This window comes from Variovorax gossypii (assembly GCF_003965815.1).
Lineage (GTDB): Bacteria > Pseudomonadota > Gammaproteobacteria > Burkholderiales > Burkholderiaceae_C > Variovorax > Variovorax gossypii.
The window spans coordinates 1,412,937-1,434,072 of sequence record NZ_RXOE01000001.1; the positions used below are offsets into that span (position 1 = coordinate 1,412,937).

A 21,136-nucleotide genomic window follows, 5' to 3' on the forward strand; every position below is an offset into this window, starting at 1 on the left:
ATCGCTGCACGCCGCTTCGATCTCGCGCGCGCCAACTACCAATGCGACTGACCGCTCATGCCTGTGTTTGCTGATACCCAGGCTTTGCACCAGTCACTGCGAATGGCCGAACTGAGCGACCATGCCCGGCGCATCGTGGCTTCGGCGCATCTTTGACCCTGCCACCAAGTGCAGCAGTTTTCTTGCTGCACCAAGGCCACTGCTTCACTTATGTTCTGGCAGATGGCAACTTCGATAGCTCACCGATCCAGCGGATCGAGCGGGTCATGCCGTTAGTCGCACCGTATTCAGGCTATCGACCGAAAACTTCCAATCACCGCATGGTCAGGTCCAGACCTATCCAATTGCAAAACTCAAAGGTGAGGAAGAGCACGAGGAACGCAGAAGCGACGAACGCCGAGCCCACCTTGACGGATGTCAGGACCACTGCAGCTGTCTTTTGATTCTTGTACTTCTGTCCCCGTTCGTAATGCCACTTGACGGCCAAATACATGCCCACGCTGAGCACGAGAACCTTGAAAATAACAAAAGAGATAGGGATTGAATTCATGGTTGAAAAGACATCAGGTGACAGACCGCGAAGTGCCCGAGTGCGGCGAGTAGCTCAATAGACCGATAAAGAAGCGGAAAGATTAATTAATTAATTGATTAATCAATCCGACGAAACGGTAGCGGTCAGCTAAATGGGCGTCTGCAAGACGCGTCGAAAGGCGGAGCAGTCCGCCTGCACGCAGAAGCACTTTCATCGTGCTGTCGAGTGTTCATCTTCCGGGCTGATACGTACAGAACCAGATCAGCTGAAAATCTCCGTATCAGATGCAAGGAGACCGGTGGTCGCATCGGGCAGGCAGACGTCTGATACGACAATCTCGGGAGCGGTCCAGAACGCCCGTATCAGAAAGAGATCCCCATGAACCGCTACGAGAAGCTTGCCGACAACATCGCCCAGCGTATTCGCGCGGGTAGCCTGAAGGCGAACGATCGCCTTCCCTCCGTGCGCGAACTGAAGTCGCAAATGGGCATCAGTGCGTCCACTGTGTTCTCTGCCTACTACCAGCTGGAGGCGCAGGGGCTTGTCGAAGCGCGGCAGCGGTCGGGATACTTCGTTCGAGCGGGGGCGGAAATGCCGACCAATGAACTCGCCGCCAGCGAGCCTGTCCTCCGGTCCATGCCGGTCGACGTCTCGTCGCTTGTCTTTCAGGTCCTTGCGCAGGCTCGCGAGCGCGACATGGTCCCGCTCGGCTCGGCCTTTCCGTCGCCAGAGCTGTTTCCCTTCGAACAACTTGCCGCCGGCCTGACGCGAGCGCTCAAGCGGATGGATCCCTGGCAGACCGTCGAAGATTTGTCACCAGGAAACGCCCAACTACGCCATCAGATCTCCCTGCGTTACGGCAGCGTCGGGATGGATGTTCCTGCGTCTGAACTGGTCATCACCAGCGGCGCGATGGAGGCCCTCAATCTTGCACTCGAATCGGTGACGCAGCCGGGCGACGTCGTGGCGATCGAAACGCCAACCTTCTATGGTGCGTTGCAGGCACTGGAGCGGCGCGGTCTTCGCGCGGTCGAGGTCGAGACCCACCCGCGTACAGGCGTAGATCTCAGCTCTCTTGCTCGCGTGATCGACCAGCATCCGGTGAAGGCCTGCTGGTTCATGCCGACCTTCCAGAATCCAATGGGCTGCACCATGAGCGACGCAGCCAAAGAGCAACTGGTCAGCATGCTCGCCACCCGCGCCATACCGCTGATCGAAGACGACGTGTATGGCGAACTCGCGCATGGGGCTCGGAGACCGCCACCAGCCAAGGCCTGGGACCGGGCTGGCTGGGTGCTGCACTGCAGTTCCTTCTCGAAATCCCTGGCACCCGGATATCGCATCGGTTGGGTAGCGGGCGGTCGCTTTGCAGCCACTTTGGGTCGGAACAAGTTGATGAGCTCGCTGGCGACGGCACTCCCCTCGCAACTGGCGTTGCAGGAGTACCTCCAACACAGGAGTTTTGATCGTCACCTGCGCGCCCTGCGGCATTCGCTCAGCCGCCAGCAGGCTGCATGCTTGCGACTTATCGATCGATACTTTCCGACTGGAACGCGGGTCACGCGCCCCGAGGGTGGCTATTTCCTGTGGCTCGCGCTGCCAGAAGGGGTCGACTCGCTCGCACTGCACCAGGACGCTCTTCAGCTCGGCATAGGCGTAGCGCCGGGCCATTTGTTTTCAGCCGACCGCCGATACACCCGGCACCTGCGCATCAACTACGGGCATCTCGGCGACCCGCGCTTGGAAGGGGCCATAAGAAATCTTGGAGAACTCGCCAACGCGCAGCTTAAATCTACAACCGGAAAATCGGGGCCGATCTTCGAGGAACGGTCGTCGAGACCCTAGTTGGCGTCAATGCAGGTCGAGGTCCGCTGCCTTCGACTGACTCTCAAAGTCACGCGCGCCGCTTCTGTCCAGTCGTCAGCGCTTCGCCGGAAGATGGCACGAAGGCCTGAAGCGATAGCCCCGACTTCTTGGCGACATGATCGCGGGTGTCGTGGACGACTGCGCCTTGCACGTTGCCGAGTGGCCAGTCGAGAATTCGCGCGCCGCGCAGGAGTGAGGCAGACGACCGTCAGGCACTACCTGCGCGAAGGCCTGCTGTCGCCGCGCACAGGGCCAGCCGGCGGGTCTCGGCCTTACCTGGAGTTCACCGAATCCGACCTGCGCCTGCTCTCGGCCATTCGGGCGGGCCAGGCTCTGAGCCTCTCACTCCAGGAAGCATTCACGCAGGCCGCGAAATCCGCGGCCCGCAGACCGACCGCTAACCGCCGGTCTCAGGCGCCCCACGCCGCGCCTTCTCGCTCATCTGAAACAACTCCCCCGCCTTGCGCGCCATCTCGGCCGCAAGCCAAAGCAGGTTGTCCAGTCGTCGAGGCCCATCCCCGCTGCACCAGTCGATGTCTTCCCCGTGGCAGATCCACAGGAGAGCTTCGAGTTGAGAGAGGGTGTTTTCGAGAAGATCCGCCGGGTCTTGGGTGGTTTCTTCGGAAGCTACCGGCGTGCGAGGCCGGGCTATAGTCTTGGTAGCCATTTTTGTGCTTTCCTTCCAAGGTTGGTGCACGAACTTGGTTAGACGGCTGGGGTGCTAGTAACACCCCGGCCGTCGCCTTTTGATACCTCGCATCTGCATCGCTGCTTTCGCACCGACAACCTGCCGCGAGGCAAGCAGCCTTCAAACATCTGGGTGACTCGGGTGTGTTGCGCCTTTCTTCTCCCCTTGGTGGGGTGTTGAGTGACAGGGGCATTCACTCTAGAGAAGAACCCGACAAAGCAGCCGCTGCTACAGCACTAAGTCGCGGAGACTGCCAACAAATGCAGCTTCCGCAGCAGCGCTGAACGCGCACGCCGATGGGGTGCCTTGCGCAGCGAATTAAAGGGGGAGCCCGAAGGGCGGAGGACATTCGCGGAGCAAGGCACCCCGTCGGCGTGAGCGCGCCCCGAACGACAACAGAGCCCAACTCACGACGCAGCAAAGCGAAAGTCCGCCGCCTGTGCTGCAATCCGCTGATGCCAGCCCCGACCCTCGACGACCTGCGCCGCTACGCAGTGGCGCGCACCCTCTTCAGGCCCACGACGCTGCCCGCGGCGATCCGTCAACTCGGCTTCGTACAGGCCGACCCGATCCGCGCCCCCGCACGCGCGCAAGACCTGACGCTGCGCCACCGCGTGAAGGACTACCGCGCGGGCGATCTCGAAAGCCGCTACACCCGCCTCGCCATCGAGGAAGACTGCCTCGTCAACTACGGCTTCCTGCCGCGCGAGCATCTGGCGCTGATGCATCCGCGCGAGGCCAGGCAGGCATGGGACGCCGACACGCGGCGCAAGGCGGCCGACGTGCTCGCCTACGTGCAGGAGCACGGCCCGGTGCATCCGCGCCAGGTGGAGCAGCACTTCGCGCACGGTCGCATCAAGAACTACTGGGGTGGCTCCAGCAACGCGACCACGCACCTGCTCGACGGCATGCACTACCGAGGCATGCTGCGCGTGGTGCGGCGCGACAGCGGCACGCGCGTCTACGAGGCGGTGACGCACGAGCCGGCCGACGACAGCCCTGCAGGCCGCGCTCGCCGCGCGGCGGCATTGATCGAGCTGGTGGTGCGCAAGTACGCGCCGCTGCCGGCCTCGAGTCTCACCTACCTCGTGCGTCTGCTCGGCTACGGCGCGCCGCATCTCGCAGCGCAGACGCAGGCGGCTTTGCGCATCGCGCGTGAAGAGCTTGCAAGCTGCAGCATCGACGGCACGACCTGGTATTGGCCGGCCGACGAGAACCCTGCCTCGCGCCGCCATGCGCCGGACGACGAAGTGCGCCTGCTCGCACCGTTCGATCCGGTGGTGTGGGACCGCCGCCGCTTCGAGCTGCTCTGGGACTGGACCTACAAGTTCGAGGCCTACACGCCCGCGCCCAAGCGCCAGTTCGGCTACTACGCGCTGCCGGTGCTGTGGCACGACCGCGTGATCGGCTGGGCGAACGTGAGCGCGCCCGAGGGCAGGCTGCAGCCAGCCTTCGGTTATGCCGGCAAGAAGCCGCGCGATGCGGCCTTCCGCGCGGCGCTCGACGACGAACTGCAGCGCATGACGCAATTCCTCGCCGGACGCTGATGCCTTTCTTCCTATAATCGCGCCGCTCAGCCAGCCGCCCGCAACGGGCGCGCAAGCCGTCTTCGAAGGAACGAAGACCGCAGCCGCAACGGCTGCCCGCGACGACGCAACAAGAACCCATAAAACCCACCGGCAGCCAGCCCGAAGCGAGCCGCCGGGTGCGCTCGTCCGGATCTGACAGGACCGGATCAGAGAAGCCATGGCGCGCCCGCATACGGCGCGCGCCGCAGCCACTCCCCCCAAACGCAGGACACAGGAGAAGCTGCACATGACATCGAAGAAGCATCGGCGCCCGGCTGGGCGCCCCACCTGGCGCATTTCACACACCCGCCGCGCCACGCTCGCGGCAACCGCCATGGCGCTGGGCGCCGCCGTGCCGGCCTACGCCCAGGAAAAAGACGAATCCGCCGAGACCCGCAAGGCCCTGCCCACCATCACGGTATCGGGCGACTCGGGCGAAAGCGCGACCGGCCCGGTGACCGGCTTCGTCGCCAGGCGCGGCGGAACCGCCACCAAGACCGACACGCCGTTGATCGAGACGCCGCAGGCCATCTCGGTGGTCACGCGCGACCAGATGGAGGCGCAGAGCGCACTCACGCTGCGCGAAACCACCAACTACACGGCCGGCGTGGTGTCGAGCTACTTCGACAGCCGCGTCGACTCGTTCAAGGTGCGCGGCGGCGACGCCATCCAGTACCTCGACGGGCTGCAGCGCAGCTACGGCACCTACAACACCACGCGGGCCGATCCGTACACGCTGGAGCGCGTCGAGCTGCTGCGCGGGCCATCCTCCGTGCTCTACGGCCAAGGGGGCATCGGCGGCGTGCTGAGCCTGGTGTCGAAGCGGCCTCAGGCCGAGTTGCAACGCGAAGTGCAGGTGCAGGTGGGCAGCCACAACCGCAAGCAGGTCGCGGCCGATTTCACCGGGCCGCTGGACACCGAAGGCAAGTGGCTCTATCGACTGGTGGCCGTGAACCGCGACAGCGGCACGCAGGTCGACCACGTGCCCGACGACCGCATCCTGCTCGCGCCCTCGCTCACCTGGCGCCCGAGCGCCGACACCTCGCTGACGCTGCAGGCGCTGTACCAGAAGGACAAGAGCGGCTCGCTGATCGGCTTCTTCCCGTGGCAGGGCACGCTGCTGCCCTCGCTTTACGGGCAAATTCCCACCTCGACCTTCACCGGCGAGCCCGGCTTCGACCGCTACGACACGCGCAACACCTCGCTGGGCTACCTGTTCAGCCACCGCTTCAACGACACCTGGACCTTCAGGCAGAACCTGCGCTCGACCGAGAGCAAGGTGCTCTACAACTCCTCCTACACCAGCTTCACTGCCAACCGGCTCACCGGACGCCCGGCGCGACCGGTGTTCAACGCAGACCAGCGCACCATCGAGCGCGACCTGATCGTGCAGCTCAACGGCGGCAAGATGCTGCTGCTCGACAACCAGGCCGAGGCGCACTTCAAGACCGGTGCGGTGGAGCACACGCTGCTCGTCGGCGCGGACTTCCAGCGCAACGAGACCTCGCAGTCCACCGGCCGCGGCCGCGCGGGCGCACTCGACGTGTACGCACCGGTGTATGGCAACTACACGCCGCCCACCTTCCTCACCCGGCAGCCCTCGGTGCTGCAGAAGCAGGCCGGCATCTACGTGCAGGACCAGGTCAAGTACGGCCGCTGGATCGGCCTGCTGGGCCTGCGCCACGACAAGGCCACCACCGACACCGAGGGCCGCCCCGCCGCTGCCGCCGACGACAAGGCCACCACCAAGCGCGCCGGCATCGTCTACCTGGCCGATGGCGGCTGGGCGCCCTACCTGAGCTATGCCGAATCGTTCCTCCCGCTGGGCGGGGTGGACGTGAACAACACGCCCTTCAAGCCGCAGCGCGGCAAGCAATGGGAAGCCGGCGTGAAGTGGGAACCCGAAGGCCAGCGCACTTCGTTCATGGCGGCGGTGTACGACCTGCGCGACACCAACCGCAAGACCACCGATCCGACCAACCCGCTCAACAGCATCCAGCTCGGCGAGGTGCACGTGAAGGGGCTGGAGCTCGAATACAAGGGCAGCATCGGGCGCGACTGGGACTGGGTCGCCTCCTACGCCTACACCGACGCGCGCGTGTCGCGCAGCAACGGCACCGACCTGGGCAAGCGCATCTCGGGCGTGCCGAAGCACACGGCCTCGGCCTGGCTGATGCGGCGCTTCTCCATCGGCGGCGTGCCTGGCTTCTCGGTGGGCGGCGGTGTGCGCTACCTGGGCAAGTCGTGGGACGGCATGGACGCCAACCCGGTGCCCTCGGTCACGCTGCTGGACGCGATGTTCGCCTGGGACAACGGCCCGCTGCGCCTGTCGCTCAACGTGGGCAACCTGACCGACAAAGTGCAGCTCACCACCTGCCTGGCGCGCGGCGACTGCTTCTACGGCCAGCGCCGTACCGTGACTGCGGCGGCCACGTATCGCTTCTGAAGAAAATCCCCGCCCGGGCGAAGGTCTGGCGCGGGGGCGACAGGCCCGCGCGGCGGGCGCCACCTAGAATCGCCCCGCTGTCCGGCTCGCCGGGCGGCAAGCGTTCTCAGGGCGGGGTGAAACTCCCCACCGGCGGTGATGGCGGCACGTTCCGGAAGGAACAGCAGCACAAGCCCGCGAGCGCCTGGGGCTCGCAATGAGCTCCAGGGTCAGCAGATTTCGGTGCGATTCCGAAGCCGACGGTCACAGTCCGGATGAAAGAGAGCGCGAAATGCGGGTCTGCCCGCGCGCTTCGCTTTTTGGCCTGCGCGCGAGCGGCCTTGCGGTTTCGTGCGCCCTGATTCAGGAAACCTGCTTTCAAGAGGCACACCATGAGTCAGATCAACGACCTTCCCCTTTCCGCCGTCACCGCGTCGGGTTCGCCGCGCGGCACGCGCATCGCATTCGTCGAGGCGCAGTGGCATTCCGACATCGTCCACCAGGCACGCGACGCCTTCCTCGAGGAGATGGACCGCCTCGGCGTGGCGCGCGATCTCATCGACATCTTCGACGTGCCCGGCGCCTTCGAGATTCCGCTGCACGCCAAGCGGCTCGCCAACTCGGGCAAGTACGCGGCCATCATCGGCTGCGCGCTGGTGGTGGACGGCGGCATCTACCGCCACGAGTTCGTGGCGAACACGGTGGTCAGCACGCTGATGTCGCTGCAGCTCGAGACCGACGTGCCGATCTTCTCGGCCGTGCTCACGCCGCACCACTTCCACGAGCACGTGGAGCACCGCAAATACTTCCACCGCCACTTCGCGGTCAAGGGAACGGAAGTGGCCGAGGCCTGCTTCAAGACGCTCGAAGCCCTGAAGAAAGTCGACGCGCTGCTGGCCGCCTGACCTACGTGACAACGGGGGCCGGCCTGCGTAACCTGCGCGGATGCCATCCACATCCGCCCACGAAGACCGCTACACCCTCTACGGCGCACCCGGCTCGGGTGCAACGCCCATACACGCCGCTCTGACGCTGATCGGCGCGCAGGTCGACACCGTCGACATCGCCACCTGGGAAAGCGAAGCCGAGCGCGAGCGCGTGTCGGGCGTCAACCCGATGCGGCAGGTGCCGGCGCTGGTGCTGCCTTCGGGCGAGGTGATGACCGAGAGCGCGGCCATCCTCATCTGGCTGGGCGACCGCTATCCCGAGGCCGGGCTCTGCCCCGCGCCCGGCGACCCGATGCGCTCGCGCTACCTGCGCTGGATGGTCTACCTGCCGGCTGCCATCTATTCGATGTTCTGGGTGCGCGACGAGCCTTCGCGCCTGGTGCCCGACCCCGCGGCGCAGCCGGCCATGCTCGAACGCACGGCCGAGCGCATCGCGCATTGCTGGCAGCTGATGGATTCGCAGATCGACGAGCCTGCGCCCTACCTGCTCGGCGACCGCATCAGCATGCTCGACCTGTACGTGACCGTGATGTCGCGCTGGACGCCGGGCCGCAGGCGCTTCTACCGCGTGGCACCACGCATGACGCGGGTGGTGCGTCGCGTGGATGCCGATCCGCGGCTGGCGGAGTTCTGGGCGAAGCGCTTTCCGCTCTCTCCGGATGCAGCGCAGGAAAGCTGATCGACGCCGGTTTCCTATCATCGACACCATGACCGCACTCACCCCGACCACCGCCTATCCGATGACGATCTACCACAAGCCCAACTGCAGCACTTCGCGCAACGTGCTGTCGTTGATCCGCGAAAGCGGCGTGGAGCCCGAGATCGTTCTCTATCTTGAAACCCCGCCCTCGAAGAAGAAGCTGCGCGAGCTCTCCAAGGCCATGGGCATGGGCGCGCGCGAGCTGCTGCGCACCAAGGAAGCCCCGTACGAAGAGCTGAACCTGGCCGACTCGAAGTGGACCGACGACCAGATCTTCGACTTCATCGTCGAGCACCCGATCCTGCTGCAGCGGCCCATCGTGGTGTCGCCGCGCGGCACGCTGATGTGCCGGCCGTGGGAGCGCGTGCGCGAGATCCTGCCGGCCTGACGAGCCTCAGTGCGTGGCCTGCTGCGCCAGGCCCCACGCGACGTGCTCGCGCACCAGTTCGCTCGGGTGTTCGGCACGGGTTGCCAGCGCCTCTTTCGCACCGCCCTCGCCCGCCCTCACCGCGTTGCCCAACGCGACCGCGATATTGCGCAGCCAGCGCTCGTGCCCGATGCGACGGATCGGGCTGCCTTCGGTGCGGCGCAGGAAGTCCTGCTCGGTCCACGCGAAGAGATCGGCCAGCGTGCGCCCCGTGAGCTCTTCGCGCGCGTCGAAGTCGGGCAGCGTGCTTTTCTTCGCGAACTTGTTCCAGGGGCAGATCAGCTGGCAGTCGTCGCAGCCGTAGATGCGGTTGGCCATCAGCGGGCGCAGCTCGACCGGAATGGGCCCGCCGTGCTCGATGGTGAGGTACGAGATGCAGCGCCGGGCATCGAGCCTCTTCGGCGCCACGATGGCCTGCGTCGGGCACACGTCGATGCAGGCGCTGCAGCTGCCGCAGTGCGCGGTGACGGGTTCGCTGGGGGGCAGCTCCATGTCGACGTAGATCTCGCCCAGGAAGAACATCGAGCCCGCGTCGCGGTCGAGCACCAGCGTGTGCTTGCCGCGCCAGCCCTGGCCGCTGCGGGAGGCCAGTTCGGCTTCTAGCACGGGGGCCGAGTCGGTGAAGGCGCGGTGGCCGAAGGGGCCGACCTCCTCGGCGATGCGCTCCGCCAGCTTCGCGAGCCGGTTGCGCAGGACCTTGTGATAGTCGCGGCCTCGTGCGTAGACGGAGACGATGGCCTCGCCGGGACGCTTGAGCCTGTCGAATTCGACGGTCTGCCACTCGGGGCTGGTGCTGCGCGGCAGGTAGTCCATGCGCGCGGTGATCACGCTCACCGTGCCCGGCACCAGCTCGGCCGGACGGGCCCGGCGCGTGCCGTGCGTTTCCATGTATTGCATCTCGCCATGGAACCCATGGGCCAGCCATTGCATCAGACCGGCTTCGGCGCTCGACAAATCGACGCCCGCGATTCCGATTTGGGAGAATCCGAGTTCCCGGGCCAAGGCCTGAATACGCACAACGAGTGGATGGCTGACGATCACTTGCCGATTGTAGAAACGCACAAGAGCACCCGCAGCCTGCGCTGGTGCAGCGAAGCCGACACCGACGCCTTCGCGCGGGCGCTGGCCGCCGCCCCCCAATTGCGCGACGCATTCATCGCGCTGCATGGCGACCTCGGCGCCGGCAAGACCACTTTCGTACGCCATCTGCTGCGCGCCCTGGGCATCGCCGGGCGCATCAAGAGCCCCACCTACGCGGTGGTCGAGCCCCACGAGGCGCCCGACGGGCTGCAGATCTTCCATTTCGACTTCTACCGCTTCGCCGATCCGCGCGAATGGGACGACGCCGGCTTCCGCGACATCTTCGCCGGGCCAGGCCTCAAGCTGGCCGAATGGCCGGATAACGCCGCGGGCCGCACACCAGTTGCCGACCTCGCTATTAAAATAGAAGCAATGACTGACGACACACGCAGCGTGACCCTCATCGCGAACACCCCTCGCGGCAGCGATCTGCTGGCGCGCATCGCCGCATGAAGGCGGCCGGCCTGAAACGGCGCGTGCTGCTGCAGGGCGGCAGCATCGCGCTGATGCTCGGCGTGCACCAGATCGCGCGCGGAGCCACCATCCTCGCAGTGCGCGTATGGCCCGCCGCCGACTACACGCGCGTCACCATCGAGTCCGACGCCCGCCTCAATTCGCAGCAGCTCGTGGTGGGCAGCCCGCCGCGGCTCGCCGTCGACATCGAGGGTATCGACCTCAACCCCGAACTGCGCGAGCTGGTCGGCAAGATCAAGCCCGGCGACCCGTACATCAATGGCCTGCGCGTCGGGCAGAACGCGCCGAAGGTGGTGCGCATCGTGTTCGACCTGAAACAGGCCGTGGTGCCGCAGGTGTTCTCGCTCGCGCCCGTGGCCGCCTACAAGCACCGGCTGGTGCTCGACCTGTACCCCGAGCAGGCAGTCGACCCAATGGAAGCGCTGATCGCCGAGCGCCTGCGCGATGCGCCCCGCTCCACGGGCGGCGGCTCCACGGTTGCGCCGCCGGCGGTGGCGACAGCGCCGGCCGCCGATCCGCTCGGCGACCTGATGGCCCAGCAGTCGATGCGCCCGGGCCCGCAATCGCCGCCGCCCGCCGCAATGACAGGCGGCGACAGGCCTTCGATGCCGCCACCGCCTCCCGTGGTGGCCACCGCGCCCGTCAGGCCCGCTACACCGGCCGCTCCGCCGCCCCCACCGGTTGCCGCCACGGCCAACCGCACCGACCGCATCATCATCGTGGCGCTCGACCCCGGCCACGGCGGTGAAGACCCCGGCGCCATCGGCCCCAACGGCACGCGCGAGAAGGACATCGTGCTGCAGGTGGCCCACCGCCTGCGCCAGCGCATCAACGCGAGCAGCGTGAACGGCAGCCCGATGCGCGCCTTCCTCACGCGCGACGCAGACTTCTTCGTGCCGCTGGGCGTGCGCGTGCAGAAGGCGCGGCGCGTGCAGGCCGACCTGTTCGTGAGCATTCATGCCGACGCCTTCACCACGCCCGCCGCGCGCGGCGCCAGCGTGTTCGCGCTGAGCCAGAGCGGCGCGTCGAGCAGCGCCGCGCGCTGGCTGGCCAACAAGGAAAACGACGCCGACCGCGTGGGCGGCGTGAACGTGGGCAACCACGAGGCGCAGGTGCAGCGCGCGCTGCTCGACATGAGCACCACCGCGCAGATCAACGACAGCCTGAAGCTCGGCGGCGCGATGCTCGGCGAGATCAAGGGCATCGGTGCGCGGCTGCACAAGGGCTCGGTCGAGCAGGCCGGCTTCGCGGTGCTGAAGGCACCCGACATTCCGAGCGTGCTGGTGGAAACCGCCTTCATCAGCAATCCGGAAGAAGAAGCCAACCTGCGCCGCGTCGACTACCAGGAGAACCTGGCCGACGCGCTGATGCGCGGCATCCAGCGCTACTTCGCGCAGAACCCGCCGCTCGCGCGCAGCCGGCAACTCTGATCGCACGCCCGGGCTTCTGTAAAGCCAAAGCGTGCACTCCTGTCCCACGCCTGGCGACGCGAGAGCGCGCACAGGCACGTGCGGCAGGTTCCTACACGGCATGGGGCCACCTGTTGGAGATGATGAAGCATCACTCCTCGAAAGGTGGACATCATGAACACACGTCTCTGGATCGCTGCTGCTGCAGCCGCCTCGGTCATGACGATCGCGGGTTGCGCGAGCGGCCCCAACCAGAACCTCGGCACCGGCGTGGGCGCGGTAGGCGGCGCGCTGGTGGGTAACGCCATCGGCGGCAACACCGCGAGCACGGTGGGTGGTGCGGCCATCGGCGGCATCATCGGCAACCAGATCGGCCGCAATGCCGACGAACGCAACTACTACAACCAGCAGCGCTATCCGCGCGGCAGCGGCTACTACCCGGGCAACGGCCCGAACTACTGAGGCACCGCGATGCGGCCCGGACGCTGACCGGGCCTGAACGAAAAAGCGCGCCGGTGGCGCGCTTTTTTAATGGTTGATCGGCTGACTGCTTCAGGCCTGCGAGGCCTGCGCCGCGCGGGCCTTCTCGGCCTTCGAGGCGCGCCATGCGCCATAGATCGCCAGCAGACCCGGCACGAAGATCAGCGCCCAGATGATCTTGTCGAGATGCTCACGCACGAGCGGCAGGTTGCCGAAGAAGTAACCCGCCGTCACGATGCCGAGCACCCAGATCAGCGCGCCGACCACGTTGAACATGGTGAACTTCGCGCGGTTCATCTCGGCCACGCCGGCCACGAAGGGCGCGAAGGTGCGGATGAAGGGCATGAAGCGCGCGAGGATGATCGTGATTCCGCCGTAGCGCTCGTAGAAGGCATGGGCCTGGTCGAAGGCCTTGCGGTTGAAGAAGCGCGAACTCTCCCACTGGAACACCTTCGGCCCGAAGTAGCGGCCGATCGAGTAGTTGCACTGGTCGCCCAGGATCGCGGCCGCGATCAGGATGCCGCAGGCCAGCGGATAGTTCATGAGGCCCGCGCCGCACAGCGCGCCGACGATGAAGAGCAGCGAGTCGCCCGGAAGGAACGGCATCACCACCGCGCCGGTCTCGACGAAGACGATGAGGAACAGCAATGCATAGACCCAGGGGCCGTAGGCGATGACGAATTGCTGGAGGTGCTTGTCGACGTGAAGAACGAAGTCGACGAGAAAGCTGATGATTTCCATGGCCGCGGATTATCCTTGCTGAAACCGAACGCCCTCGTGAATCACCCCATGCTGCACATACGCGCCGCCACCGATGCGGACTGGCCGGCCATCTGGTCCGTTCTCGAACCCACCTTCCGGCGCGCCGACACCTACACCTATCCGCCCGACGTCCCCGAGGAACAGGCACGCCATTCGTGGACGAAAGTTCCCACTGCAACCTTCGTGGCCTGCGACGACGAAGGCAAGGTGCTCGGCACCTACGTCATCCGCCCCAACCAGCCCGGCCAGGGCTCGCACGTAAGCAATTGCGGCTACGTGGTGTCCGATGCAGCGCGCGGCATGGGCGTGGCGTCGGCGCTGTGCGAACACTCGCAGCAGGAGGCCCTGCGCATGGGCTTTCGCGCGATGCAGTTCAACTTCGTGGTGTCGACCAACGAGGGCGCGGTGCGCCTGTGGCGCAAGATGGGCTTCGCCATCGTCGGTACGCTGCCCGGTGCGTTCAGGCATCCGAAGCACGGCTACGTCGATGCCTACGTCATGTTCAAGCAGTTGCAACAGCAACAGCAGTGACAGCGCTCTCACATACACAAACCCTCGACAGGAGAAACACACGATGACAGGCCAGTACATCCAGATGCAAGCCAAGGACGGCAGCGGCACTTTCCGCGGCTATCTCGCACTGCCCGGAGCCGGTACCGGCCCGGGCCTTGTGATTGCGCAGGAAATCTTCGGCATCAACCACACGATGCGCGAGGTGGCTGACTACTACGCCGAAGAAGGCTACGTGGTGCTGGTGCCTGATCTGTTCTGGCGGCAGGAGCCGAACGTGGAACTCGGCTACAGCGAAGCCGACTGGCAACGCGCCTTCGCGCTCTACGGCGGCTTCGACGAAGCCAAGGGCATGGAAGACATGCAGACCGCCATCGACACGCTGCGCGGCCGCGCGGAGGTGCCCGACAAGAAGGTCGGCGTGCTCGGCTTCTGCCTGGGTGGCAAGCTCGCCTACCTCAGCGCCTGCCGCACCGACGCGGACGTCGCCGTCGGCTACTACGGCGTGGGCATCGACGCCGCCCTCGACGAGGCCGACAACATCAAGCGCCCCCTCACGCTGCACATCGCCGAGCTCGACAAGTTCTGCCTGCCCGAGGCGCGCGATCGCATCGTCTCCGCGCTCAAGGGCCGACCCGGCGTATCGCTGCACGTCTACCCCGGCATGGACCACGCCTTCGCCCGCCTGGGCGGCGAACACTTCCACAAACCCTCGGCCCTGATGGCCCACGAGCGCAGCATCGCCACGCTGAAAGGTGCCATCGGCCCGCACTACGACCTGCCGGCCCTCTGGGACAAGCATTGCGAGTACGAGTTCGCCACCCGCAACGTCGACGACACCATGTCCACCATGGTGGCCGAGCCCTACGTCAACCACATCCCGACCATGACCGGCGGGGTGGGCTACAAGGCGCTGCACGCGTTCTATACGAACCACTTCGTCAACAGCAACCCGCCCGACACCTCGCTGGTGCCGATCTCGCGCACCGTGGGCGCCACGCAGGTGGTCGACGAGATGCTGTTCTGCTTCACCCACACCACCGAGATCCCGTGGATGCTGCCGGGCGTGGCACCGACCGGAAAGCGCGTGGAGATCCCACTGCTGGCGGTGATCAAGTTCCGCGGCGACAAGCTCTACCACGAGCACATCTACTGGGACCAGGCCAGCGTGCTGGTGCAGGTGGGGCTGCTCGATGCGAAGCTGCTGCCGGTGGCGGGCATCGAGACGGCGCGCAAGCTGCTGGACGAGACACTGCCTTCGAATACGCTGATGAAGCGCTGAGAACTGCACGGCTTTTAGAATGCCCCGGTGAGCGCCCTCCCCACCTCCATCTCCCCTGCCGAACGCCGCCCCATCCGCGAACTCCCCGACGAGCTGATCAGCCAGATCGCCGCCGGTGAAGTCGTCGAGCGCCCGGCCTCGGTGGTGCGCGAGTTGCTGGACAACGCGCTCGATGCTGGCGCAAGCCAGATCACCTTGCGGCTGGCCTCGGGCGGCGTGCGGCTGATCTCTGTGGAAGACGATGGCCTGGGCATTCCGCGCGAAGAGCTCACGGTGGCGCTGCGCCGCCATGCGACCAGCAAGATCGCCAGCCTCGTCGACCTCGAGACGGTCGGCACGATGGGCTTTCGCGGCGAGGCGCTGGCCGCCATCAACTCGATTGCCGAGCTCAGCATTCTTTCGCGCTTCGCCGGCGCCGACACCGCCTTCGCGCTCGACGGACGCACCGGCGAGCTGCGCCCCGTGGCCCGCTCCACCGGCACCACGGTCGAGGTGCGCGAGCTGTTCTTCGCCACGCCGGCGCGCCGCAAGTTCCTGAAGACCGACGCCACCGAGCTGGCCCATTGCATCGAGGCGGTGCGCCGCCATGCGCTGGCGCGGCCGGAGGTGGGCTTCTCGATCTGGCACGACGGCAAGCTGGTCGAACAGTGGCGCGCGGCCTCCACGCGCGAACAGCGGCTGGCCGATGCGCTCAGCGACGAGTTCGTGGCGCAGAGCGTGGCGGTCGACCACGAAGGCGGTCCGGTGCGCGTGATCGGTCGCGCGGGCATTCCCGACGCGGCACGCTCGCGCGGCGACCAGCAGTTCTTCTACGTCAATGGCCGCTTCGTGCGCGACAAGGTGCTGTCGCACGCGGTGCGCAGCGCCTACGAAGACGTGCTGCACGGCCAGCGCCAGCCCATCTACGCGCTGTATCTCGAGATCGATCCGTCGCGGGTCGACGTGAACGTGCACCCGACCAAGATCGAAGTGCGCTTTCGCGACGGACGCGAGGTGCACCAGGCGGTGCGCCATGCCGTGGAAGACGCGCTGGCCGCGCCCCGCTCCAGCGACGCGGTGGCACCTTCCGGCACGGCGCCGCAGCCGTTCTTCAAGCCGGCCCCGCTGCCGTCGAACGCCAGCTGGTCGCAGCCTGCTATCAATTTCACAACGCGCGAACGCGGTACCGGCGATTTCGAGGCGATGTGGCCGCGGCAAGACGAACAGCCGGCACCGGCCCGAGCCGCGGAACCGGCCTCACCGTCGCTCTGGCCGCAGGCCGGCGCAGCGCCGGCGACGTTCCAGCCCCCGGTCGGGCTGCCCATCACCGCCGCGAACACGAACGCCGCGCCGCTCGCCACCAACGAACAGGCCTGGCCGCTGGGCCGCGCGCTGGCCCAGCTGCAGGGCATCTACATCCTGGCCGAGAACAGCCAGGGCCTGGTGATCGTCGACATGCACGCGGCGCACGAGCGCATCGTCTACGAGCGCCTGAAGACGCAGCTCGACGGCGCGGCCATCACCAGCCAGCCGCTGCTGATCCCGGCCACTTTCGCGGCCACGCCACAGGAGGTGGCCACGGCCGAGGCCTGCGCCGAGGTGCTGCCGACGCTGGGCCTGGAAATCACGCCCTTCTCGGCGCGCACGCTCGCGGTGCGCGCCGTGCCCGGAACGCTGGCGGACGGCGATCCGGTAGAACTGGCGCGCAGCGTGCTCGCCGAACTGGGCCAGCACGACGCGAGCACCGTCGTGCAGCGCGCCCAGAACGAGCTGCTGTCCACCATGGCCTGCCACGGGGCGGTGCGGGCCAACCGCAAGCTCACCATCGACGAGATGAACGCCCTCTTGCGCCAGATGGAAGAAACAGAACGTTCGGACCAGTGCAACCACGGCCGGCCGACCTGGCGCCAGCTTTCGGTGCGCGAGCTCGACTCGCTCTTCATGCGTGGCCGATAACCGGGGTAGACGGGGCCGATCAGCGGTTTTCGGACTTTTTAAGCCTTTTTTCTAGGGTTTTCCTCAGTCGGCGGAACCGCGGGCACATACGTTGCATGTGTTCTGTAAAGCGCCAGTGAGCGCTGTTTCGGGGGGTTACCAAGGTGCTGTGTCGGCGCATCAAGGTGAAAGCAGGTGAACTTTCCGGCCGACTTCGCTGTCCCTCAACCCCATGATGAAACGCTGGACCCTCCTCGCGTCTGTCTTATCGCTGTGTGCCCTGCTCGCCGCCGGTTGCTCGACGCTCGACGAACAGCAACGCGAATGGATCTTCCAGCCCAGTGACCGCAGTTGGGGCAACACCGCCTCCATGGCCCAGGGCATGGAAGACGTGTGGATCGACTTCCAGTCCTCCATCACCGGCGAGCCGGCGCGGCTGCACGGCCTGTGGCTGGGCGGCGCCCCCGAGACCACCGACACGCCCGTGATGCTGTACCTGCACGGCGCCCGCTACAACGTGGCGGGCTCGGCCCCTCGGATCCAGCGCATGCACGAGCTGGGCTTCTCGGTGCTGGCCATCGACTACCGCGGCTTCGGGAAGAGCTCCAAGGGCCTGCCCTCGGAGGAATCGGCCCGCGAGGACGCCCGCGCCGCCTGGACCTGGCTCGCCGCGCGCCACCCCAGGCAGCACCGTTACATCTTCGGCCACTCCCTCGGCGGCGCCATCGGTATCGATCTGGCGGCCCACGTGAAGGACGAGAGCGGCACCATCGTCGAGAGCACCTTCACCTCCATCGCCGACGTGGTCAGCAGCTTCAAGTGGGGCTGGCTGCCTTTCGGCCCCTTCATCACGCAGCGCTTCGAGGCGATCAACACGGTCAAGGACATCGGCGCGCCGCTGCTGGTGGTGCACGGCACCGCCGACAGCCTCATCAACCCGACGCTGGGCCGCAAGCTCTACAACGCTGCCACCGTGCCGAAGATGTTCGTGCTGGTCGAGGGCGGCTCGCACCACAACACCAACTCGGTCGGCGAGGCGCAGTACCGCGCGGCGCTGACGCAACTGTTCCGCATGAAGCCGGAGAACATGGTCGCCAGCAATGCCGGCGTTCAGCGCCCGACGCCGCGCCTCGCGCCGCCGGCCGCCGGCCGCGCGCCTACCCCGCAGGACGTGAGCGGCAAGCTGGAGCAGCCCGCGCCCGCGGCGATCTGACCTGAGGCCACGCCACCAAGCCCCGCCGTCCGGCCGGGCTCGCGCCATTTGCTACCCTCGGCGCACCATGTCTCCCAGTTCCGTCGCGGCCGCAAAGGCCGCCTCCTCGGCCTCCCCGGCCTCGCCGGCCCAGCCGGGCACCCCGCCCCGACTTCCACCGCGTTATGTCGCCCTCGCCGGCCCCACCGCCTCGGGCAAGACGGCCGCCGCGCTGGCGCTCGCGCGCCTGCTGCCGGTGGAGATCGTCTCGGTCGATTCCGCGCTGGTCTACCGCGGCATGGACATCGGCACGGCCAAGCCCACGGCCGCCGAGCAGGCCGCCGTGCCGCACCACCTGATCGACATCCTCGATCCGCGCGAGAGCTACAGCGCGGCAGCCTTCGTGGCCGATGCCACGCGGCTCATCGACGAGATCGGCGCACGCGGCGCGCTGCCGCTGCTGGTGGGCGGCACCATGCTGTACTTCAAGGCGCTGTTCGACGGCATCGATGCCATGCCCGCCGCCGATGCCGCGGTGCGCGCGCGCATCGACGCCGACGCTGCAACGCACGGCTGGCCCGCCATGCACGCGCGGCTCGCGCAGGTCGATCCGGTCACGGCCGCGCGGCTGGCGCCGCAGGACAGCCAGCGCATCCAGCGCGCGCTCGAAGTCTGGGAAAGCAGCGGCCGGCCGCTGTCGAGCTTTCATGCGAGCGACAACAAGACCGCCAGCGCGGTCGAAGGCGGCGCGCTGTTCTCGCTCGAACCCACCGACCGCGCCTGGCTGCATGGCCGCATCGCCGAACGCTTCGACGCCATGCTGGCCTCGGGCTTTCTCGACGAGGTGCGTGCCCTGCGCGCGCGCGGCGATCTTTCGACCGACCTGCCCTCGATGCGCTGCGTCGGCTACCGGCAGGCCTGGGAAACGCTCGATGCCTGCGGCAATACGGCGCCCGACGCCAAGGCCATGGCCGACCTGCGCGAACGCGGCATCGCCGCCACGCGCCAGCTCGCCAAGCGGCAGATCACCTGGCTGCGCAGCATGCCGCAGCGCACCGTGATCGCCTGCGACGCACCCGATGCCGTGCAGACCGCCGTTCAACTGATCGCCAGGACCGTCGCTCAAAGATGACGCTGCGCATTTCCAACCTCGGCAAGCACTACGGTGATGCGCCTGTCTTCGAGAACGTGACGCTCACCGTCGAGCCCGGTGAGTTCGTCGCCATCGTGGGCGAATCGGGCGTGGGCAAGTCCACGCTGCTCAACTGCATGGCCGGCCTCGACAGCTGGGACCAGGGCACGGTGACGCACGACGGCACCGACATCGGCGCGCTCGACGGCGAAGCCTGCGCGCTCTGGCGGCGGCGCCACGTGGGCTTCGTGTTCCAGGCTTTCCACGTGCTGCCGCACCTCGACGTGGCGCAGAACGTGTCGCTGCCGCTGATGCTGCTGGGCCAGCAGAAGGACAGCGAAAGCCGCATCGCGCACATGCTTGATGCGGTCGGCCTGCCCGGCATGGGCGCGCGGCTGCCGCAGACGCTGTCGGGCGGGCAGCTGCAGCGCGTGGCCATCGCGCGTGCACTGGTGCATCGCCCCGCCCTGCTGCTGGCCGACGAGCCCACGGGCAACCTCGACCCGACCACTGCGGCGAAGGTGATGGAGCTGCTGATCGGCCAGACCCGCGAGCACGGCGCCTCGCTGGTGCTGGTGACGCACTCGGAGAGCGCGGCCGCCCAGGCCGACCGCCTGCTTCACCTGACGGCCGGCGGCATCCGGGCCTGAGCCCGCGGCTGCGGGATTACTGCGGCGCGATCAGCGCCGCGAAGCGCGACAGGTCGACGTTGCCGCCGCTGATCAGCACGCCCACGCGCTTGCCGGTGATGGCCTTGCCCGCCGCGATCGCGCCGGCGAAGGCGAGGCAGCCGGTGGGCTCCACCACCATCTTCATGCGCTCGGCAAAGAAGCGCATCGCGTCGACGAGCTGCTCGTCGGTGACGGTGAAGATGTCGTCCACGTCGCGGCGAATGATGCCGAAGGTGTATTCGCCCAGGTGCTGCGTCTGCGCGCCGTCGGCGATGGTCTTGGGCGTTTCGATGTGCACGATCTTCCCCGCGCGGAACGACTGCTGGCCGTCGTTGCCCGCCTCGGGCTCCACGCCGTAGACCTTGCACTGCGGCGACAGGGCGCGCGCCGACAGCGCCGAGCCCGAGAGCAGCCCGCCGCCGCCCAGGCACACGAACAGATGGTCGAGCGGGCCGGTTTCCTCGATCAGCTCCTTCACCGCCGTGCCCTGGCCGGTGAGCACGTCGGGGTGGTCGTAGGGCGGGATCATCGTCATGCCGCGTTCCTGCGCGAGCCGCTTCGTCAGCGCCTCGCGGTCTTCGGTGAAGCGGTCGTACATCACGACTTCGGCGCCGTAGCCCTTGGTGGCCGCGACCTTGGCGGCCGGCGCGTCCTTGGGCATGACGATCACGGCGGGCATCTCCAGCAGGCGCGCCGACAGCGCGATGGCCTGCGCGTGGTTGCCCGACGAGAAGGCGATCACGCCGCCCTTGCGCTGCGCGGCATCGAACTTCGACAGCGCGTTGAACGCGCCGCGGAACTTGAACGCGCCCATGCGCTGGAAGTTCTCGCACTTGAAGAAGAACTCGGCGCCCCAGCGCTCGTTGGCGGTGGTGGAGCGCAGCACCGGCGTGCGGTGGGCGTGGCCTTCGAGCCGCGCGGCCGCGGCGATGACGTCGTCGTAGATAGGTAGTTGCATGTGTTCGAGCTTAGCGGCGGCTTGCAATTTTTTGCAGCCCCGATGGGTAAAAACCCGGTATGTGGGGCACCTCCGAACTCCGTACTCTGTATACAGAGTTCAAAAACCGGCGCAAGGAG

General features: G+C 67.0%; 20 protein-coding genes, 1 pseudogene and 1 riboswitch. Of the genes and pseudogenes, 16 read left to right on the plus strand and 5 right to left on the minus strand.

The annotated features are described in order from the left end of the window. Positions 1-313: 313 nt before the first annotated feature. The gene (locus EJP69_RS06625; RefSeq protein ID WP_126469121.1) at positions 314-550 is read right to left on the minus strand and encodes a hypothetical protein; all 237 of its coding nucleotides are present in this window, start codon (positions 548-550) and stop codon (positions 314-316) included. 360 nt (positions 551-910) lie between these two features. Between EJP69_RS06625 and EJP69_RS06630 the strand changes: the two genes are divergently transcribed. Together EJP69_RS06630 and EJP69_RS30040 are read left to right on the plus strand one after the other, a co-directional pair. Then, positions 911-2,377 carry an aminotransferase-like domain-containing protein gene (locus EJP69_RS06630; protein WP_126469122.1) on the plus strand — a complete coding sequence of 489 codons (1,467 nt, stop codon included), beginning with the start codon at positions 911-913 and terminating at the stop codon, positions 2,375-2,377. 93 nt (positions 2,378-2,470) lie between these two features. Then, positions 2,471-2,743: pseudogene (locus EJP69_RS30040) on the plus strand (MerR family transcriptional regulator); the annotation flags it as partial. A 52-nt stretch (positions 2,744-2,795) separates the two neighbouring features. On the opposite strand, the gene EJP69_RS06640 reads toward EJP69_RS30040, so the two are convergent. Continuing rightward, positions 2,796-3,065, minus strand: a complete 270-nt coding sequence (locus tag EJP69_RS06640) for a hypothetical protein (RefSeq protein ID WP_126469123.1) — start codon at positions 3,063-3,065, stop codon at positions 2,796-2,798. 476 nt (positions 3,066-3,541) lie between these two features. Between EJP69_RS06640 and EJP69_RS06645 the strand changes: the two genes are divergently transcribed. The 5 genes from EJP69_RS06645 (at position 3,542) to arsC (ending at position 9,114) form a co-directional block, all read left to right on the plus strand. After that, positions 3,542-4,633 carry a DNA glycosylase AlkZ-like family protein gene (locus EJP69_RS06645; RefSeq protein WP_126469124.1) on the plus strand — a complete coding sequence of 364 codons (1,092 nt, stop codon included), beginning with the start codon at positions 3,542-3,544 and terminating at the stop codon, positions 4,631-4,633. A gap of 268 nt (positions 4,634-4,901) precedes the next feature. After that, entirely contained in the window at positions 4,902-7,100 is a 2,199-nt protein-coding gene (locus EJP69_RS06650) for a TonB-dependent siderophore receptor (RefSeq protein ID WP_240652050.1), read from the plus strand. 98 nt (positions 7,101-7,198) lie between these two features. Next, a riboswitch (FMN riboswitch) is annotated at positions 7,199-7,370 on the plus strand. 101 nt (positions 7,371-7,471) lie between these two features. Further along, positions 7,472-7,984, plus strand: coding sequence for a 6,7-dimethyl-8-ribityllumazine synthase (locus EJP69_RS06655; protein WP_093202171.1), 513 nt, complete (start codon positions 7,472-7,474; stop codon positions 7,982-7,984). Between the two features lie 40 nt (positions 7,985-8,024). Next, a complete protein-coding gene (locus tag EJP69_RS06660) occupies positions 8,025-8,705 on the plus strand; it encodes a glutathione S-transferase family protein (RefSeq protein ID WP_126469125.1) in 681 nt (226 codons plus the stop codon). Positions 8,706-8,733: 28 nt separating this feature from the next. Next, positions 8,734-9,114, plus strand: coding sequence for an arsenate reductase (glutaredoxin) (gene arsC / locus EJP69_RS06665; RefSeq protein ID WP_126469126.1), 381 nt, complete (start codon positions 8,734-8,736; stop codon positions 9,112-9,114). A gap of 6 nt (positions 9,115-9,120) precedes the next feature. On the opposite strand, the gene queG is transcribed toward arsC, so the two are convergent. Continuing rightward, complete coding sequence (gene queG, locus EJP69_RS06670) at positions 9,121-10,194, minus strand: tRNA epoxyqueuosine(34) reductase QueG (RefSeq protein WP_177213663.1); 1,074 nt, start codon at positions 10,192-10,194, stop codon at positions 9,121-9,123. Between queG and tsaE the strand changes: the two genes are divergently transcribed. The 3 genes from tsaE to EJP69_RS06685 all read left to right on the plus strand — a co-directional run bounded on the left by tsaE (position 10,180) and on the right by EJP69_RS06685 (position 12,578). Beyond that, positions 10,180-10,686 (plus strand): tRNA (adenosine(37)-N6)-threonylcarbamoyltransferase complex ATPase subunit type 1 TsaE, encoded by a 507-nt coding sequence (tsaE, locus tag EJP69_RS06675; protein ID WP_126469127.1) that lies wholly within the window; start codon positions 10,180-10,182, stop codon positions 10,684-10,686. The genes queG and tsaE overlap by 15 nt on opposite strands. Continuing rightward, complete coding sequence (locus EJP69_RS06680) at positions 10,683-12,137, plus strand: N-acetylmuramoyl-L-alanine amidase (protein ID WP_093202182.1); 1,455 nt, start codon at positions 10,683-10,685, stop codon at positions 12,135-12,137. The genes tsaE and EJP69_RS06680 overlap by 4 nt, the downstream gene beginning before the upstream one ends. 153 nt (positions 12,138-12,290) lie before the next feature. After that, positions 12,291-12,578 (plus strand): glycine zipper domain-containing protein, encoded by a 288-nt coding sequence (locus EJP69_RS06685; protein WP_126469128.1) that lies wholly within the window; start codon positions 12,291-12,293, stop codon positions 12,576-12,578. A gap of 90 nt (positions 12,579-12,668) precedes the next feature. On the opposite strand, the gene EJP69_RS06690 is transcribed toward EJP69_RS06685, so the two are convergent. Beyond that, positions 12,669-13,337, minus strand: coding sequence for a DedA family protein (locus EJP69_RS06690; RefSeq protein ID WP_093202185.1), 669 nt, complete (start codon positions 13,335-13,337; stop codon positions 12,669-12,671). A 48-nt stretch (positions 13,338-13,385) separates the two neighbouring features. Here EJP69_RS06690 and EJP69_RS06695 point away from each other — a divergent pair, with 48 nt between their 5' ends. The 6 genes from EJP69_RS06695 to EJP69_RS06720 all read left to right on the plus strand — a co-directional run bounded on the left by EJP69_RS06695 (position 13,386) and on the right by EJP69_RS06720 (position 20,038). Further along, the gene (locus EJP69_RS06695; protein WP_126469129.1) at positions 13,386-13,889 is read left to right on the plus strand and encodes a GNAT family N-acetyltransferase; all 504 of its coding nucleotides are present in this window, start codon (positions 13,386-13,388) and stop codon (positions 13,887-13,889) included. A 43-nt stretch (positions 13,890-13,932) separates the two neighbouring features. Continuing rightward, on the plus strand, positions 13,933-15,150 hold the full coding sequence (locus tag EJP69_RS06700; RefSeq protein ID WP_126469130.1) for a dienelactone hydrolase family protein: 1,218 nt from the start codon (positions 13,933-13,935) through the stop codon (positions 15,148-15,150). A gap of 27 nt (positions 15,151-15,177) precedes the next feature. After that, positions 15,178-17,085: a DNA mismatch repair endonuclease MutL gene (mutL, locus tag EJP69_RS06705; protein WP_126469131.1), complete on the plus strand. Its 1,908-nt coding sequence runs from the start codon at positions 15,178-15,180 to the stop codon at positions 17,083-17,085. Between the two features lie 214 nt (positions 17,086-17,299). Further along, positions 17,300-18,277 carry an alpha/beta hydrolase gene (locus tag EJP69_RS06710; protein WP_093204919.1) on the plus strand — a complete coding sequence of 326 codons (978 nt, stop codon included), beginning with the start codon at positions 17,300-17,302 and terminating at the stop codon, positions 18,275-18,277. Positions 18,278-18,344: 67 nt separating this feature from the next. Next, positions 18,345-19,388, plus strand: a complete 1,044-nt coding sequence (gene miaA, locus EJP69_RS06715; protein WP_126469132.1) for a tRNA (adenosine(37)-N6)-dimethylallyltransferase MiaA — start codon at positions 18,345-18,347, stop codon at positions 19,386-19,388. Continuing rightward, the gene (locus EJP69_RS06720) at positions 19,385-20,038 is read left to right on the plus strand and encodes an ABC transporter ATP-binding protein (protein ID WP_126469133.1); all 654 of its coding nucleotides are present in this window, start codon (positions 19,385-19,387) and stop codon (positions 20,036-20,038) included. Before miaA ends, EJP69_RS06720 begins: the two co-directional genes overlap by 4 nt. A 16-nt stretch (positions 20,039-20,054) precedes the next feature. Here the strand turns inward: EJP69_RS06720 and EJP69_RS06725 are convergent, their stop codons facing one another. Continuing rightward, the gene (locus tag EJP69_RS06725; protein ID WP_126469134.1) at positions 20,055-21,017 is read right to left on the minus strand and encodes a threo-3-hydroxy-L-aspartate ammonia-lyase; all 963 of its coding nucleotides are present in this window, start codon (positions 21,015-21,017) and stop codon (positions 20,055-20,057) included. Between the last annotated feature and the right edge of the window lie 119 nt (positions 21,018-21,136).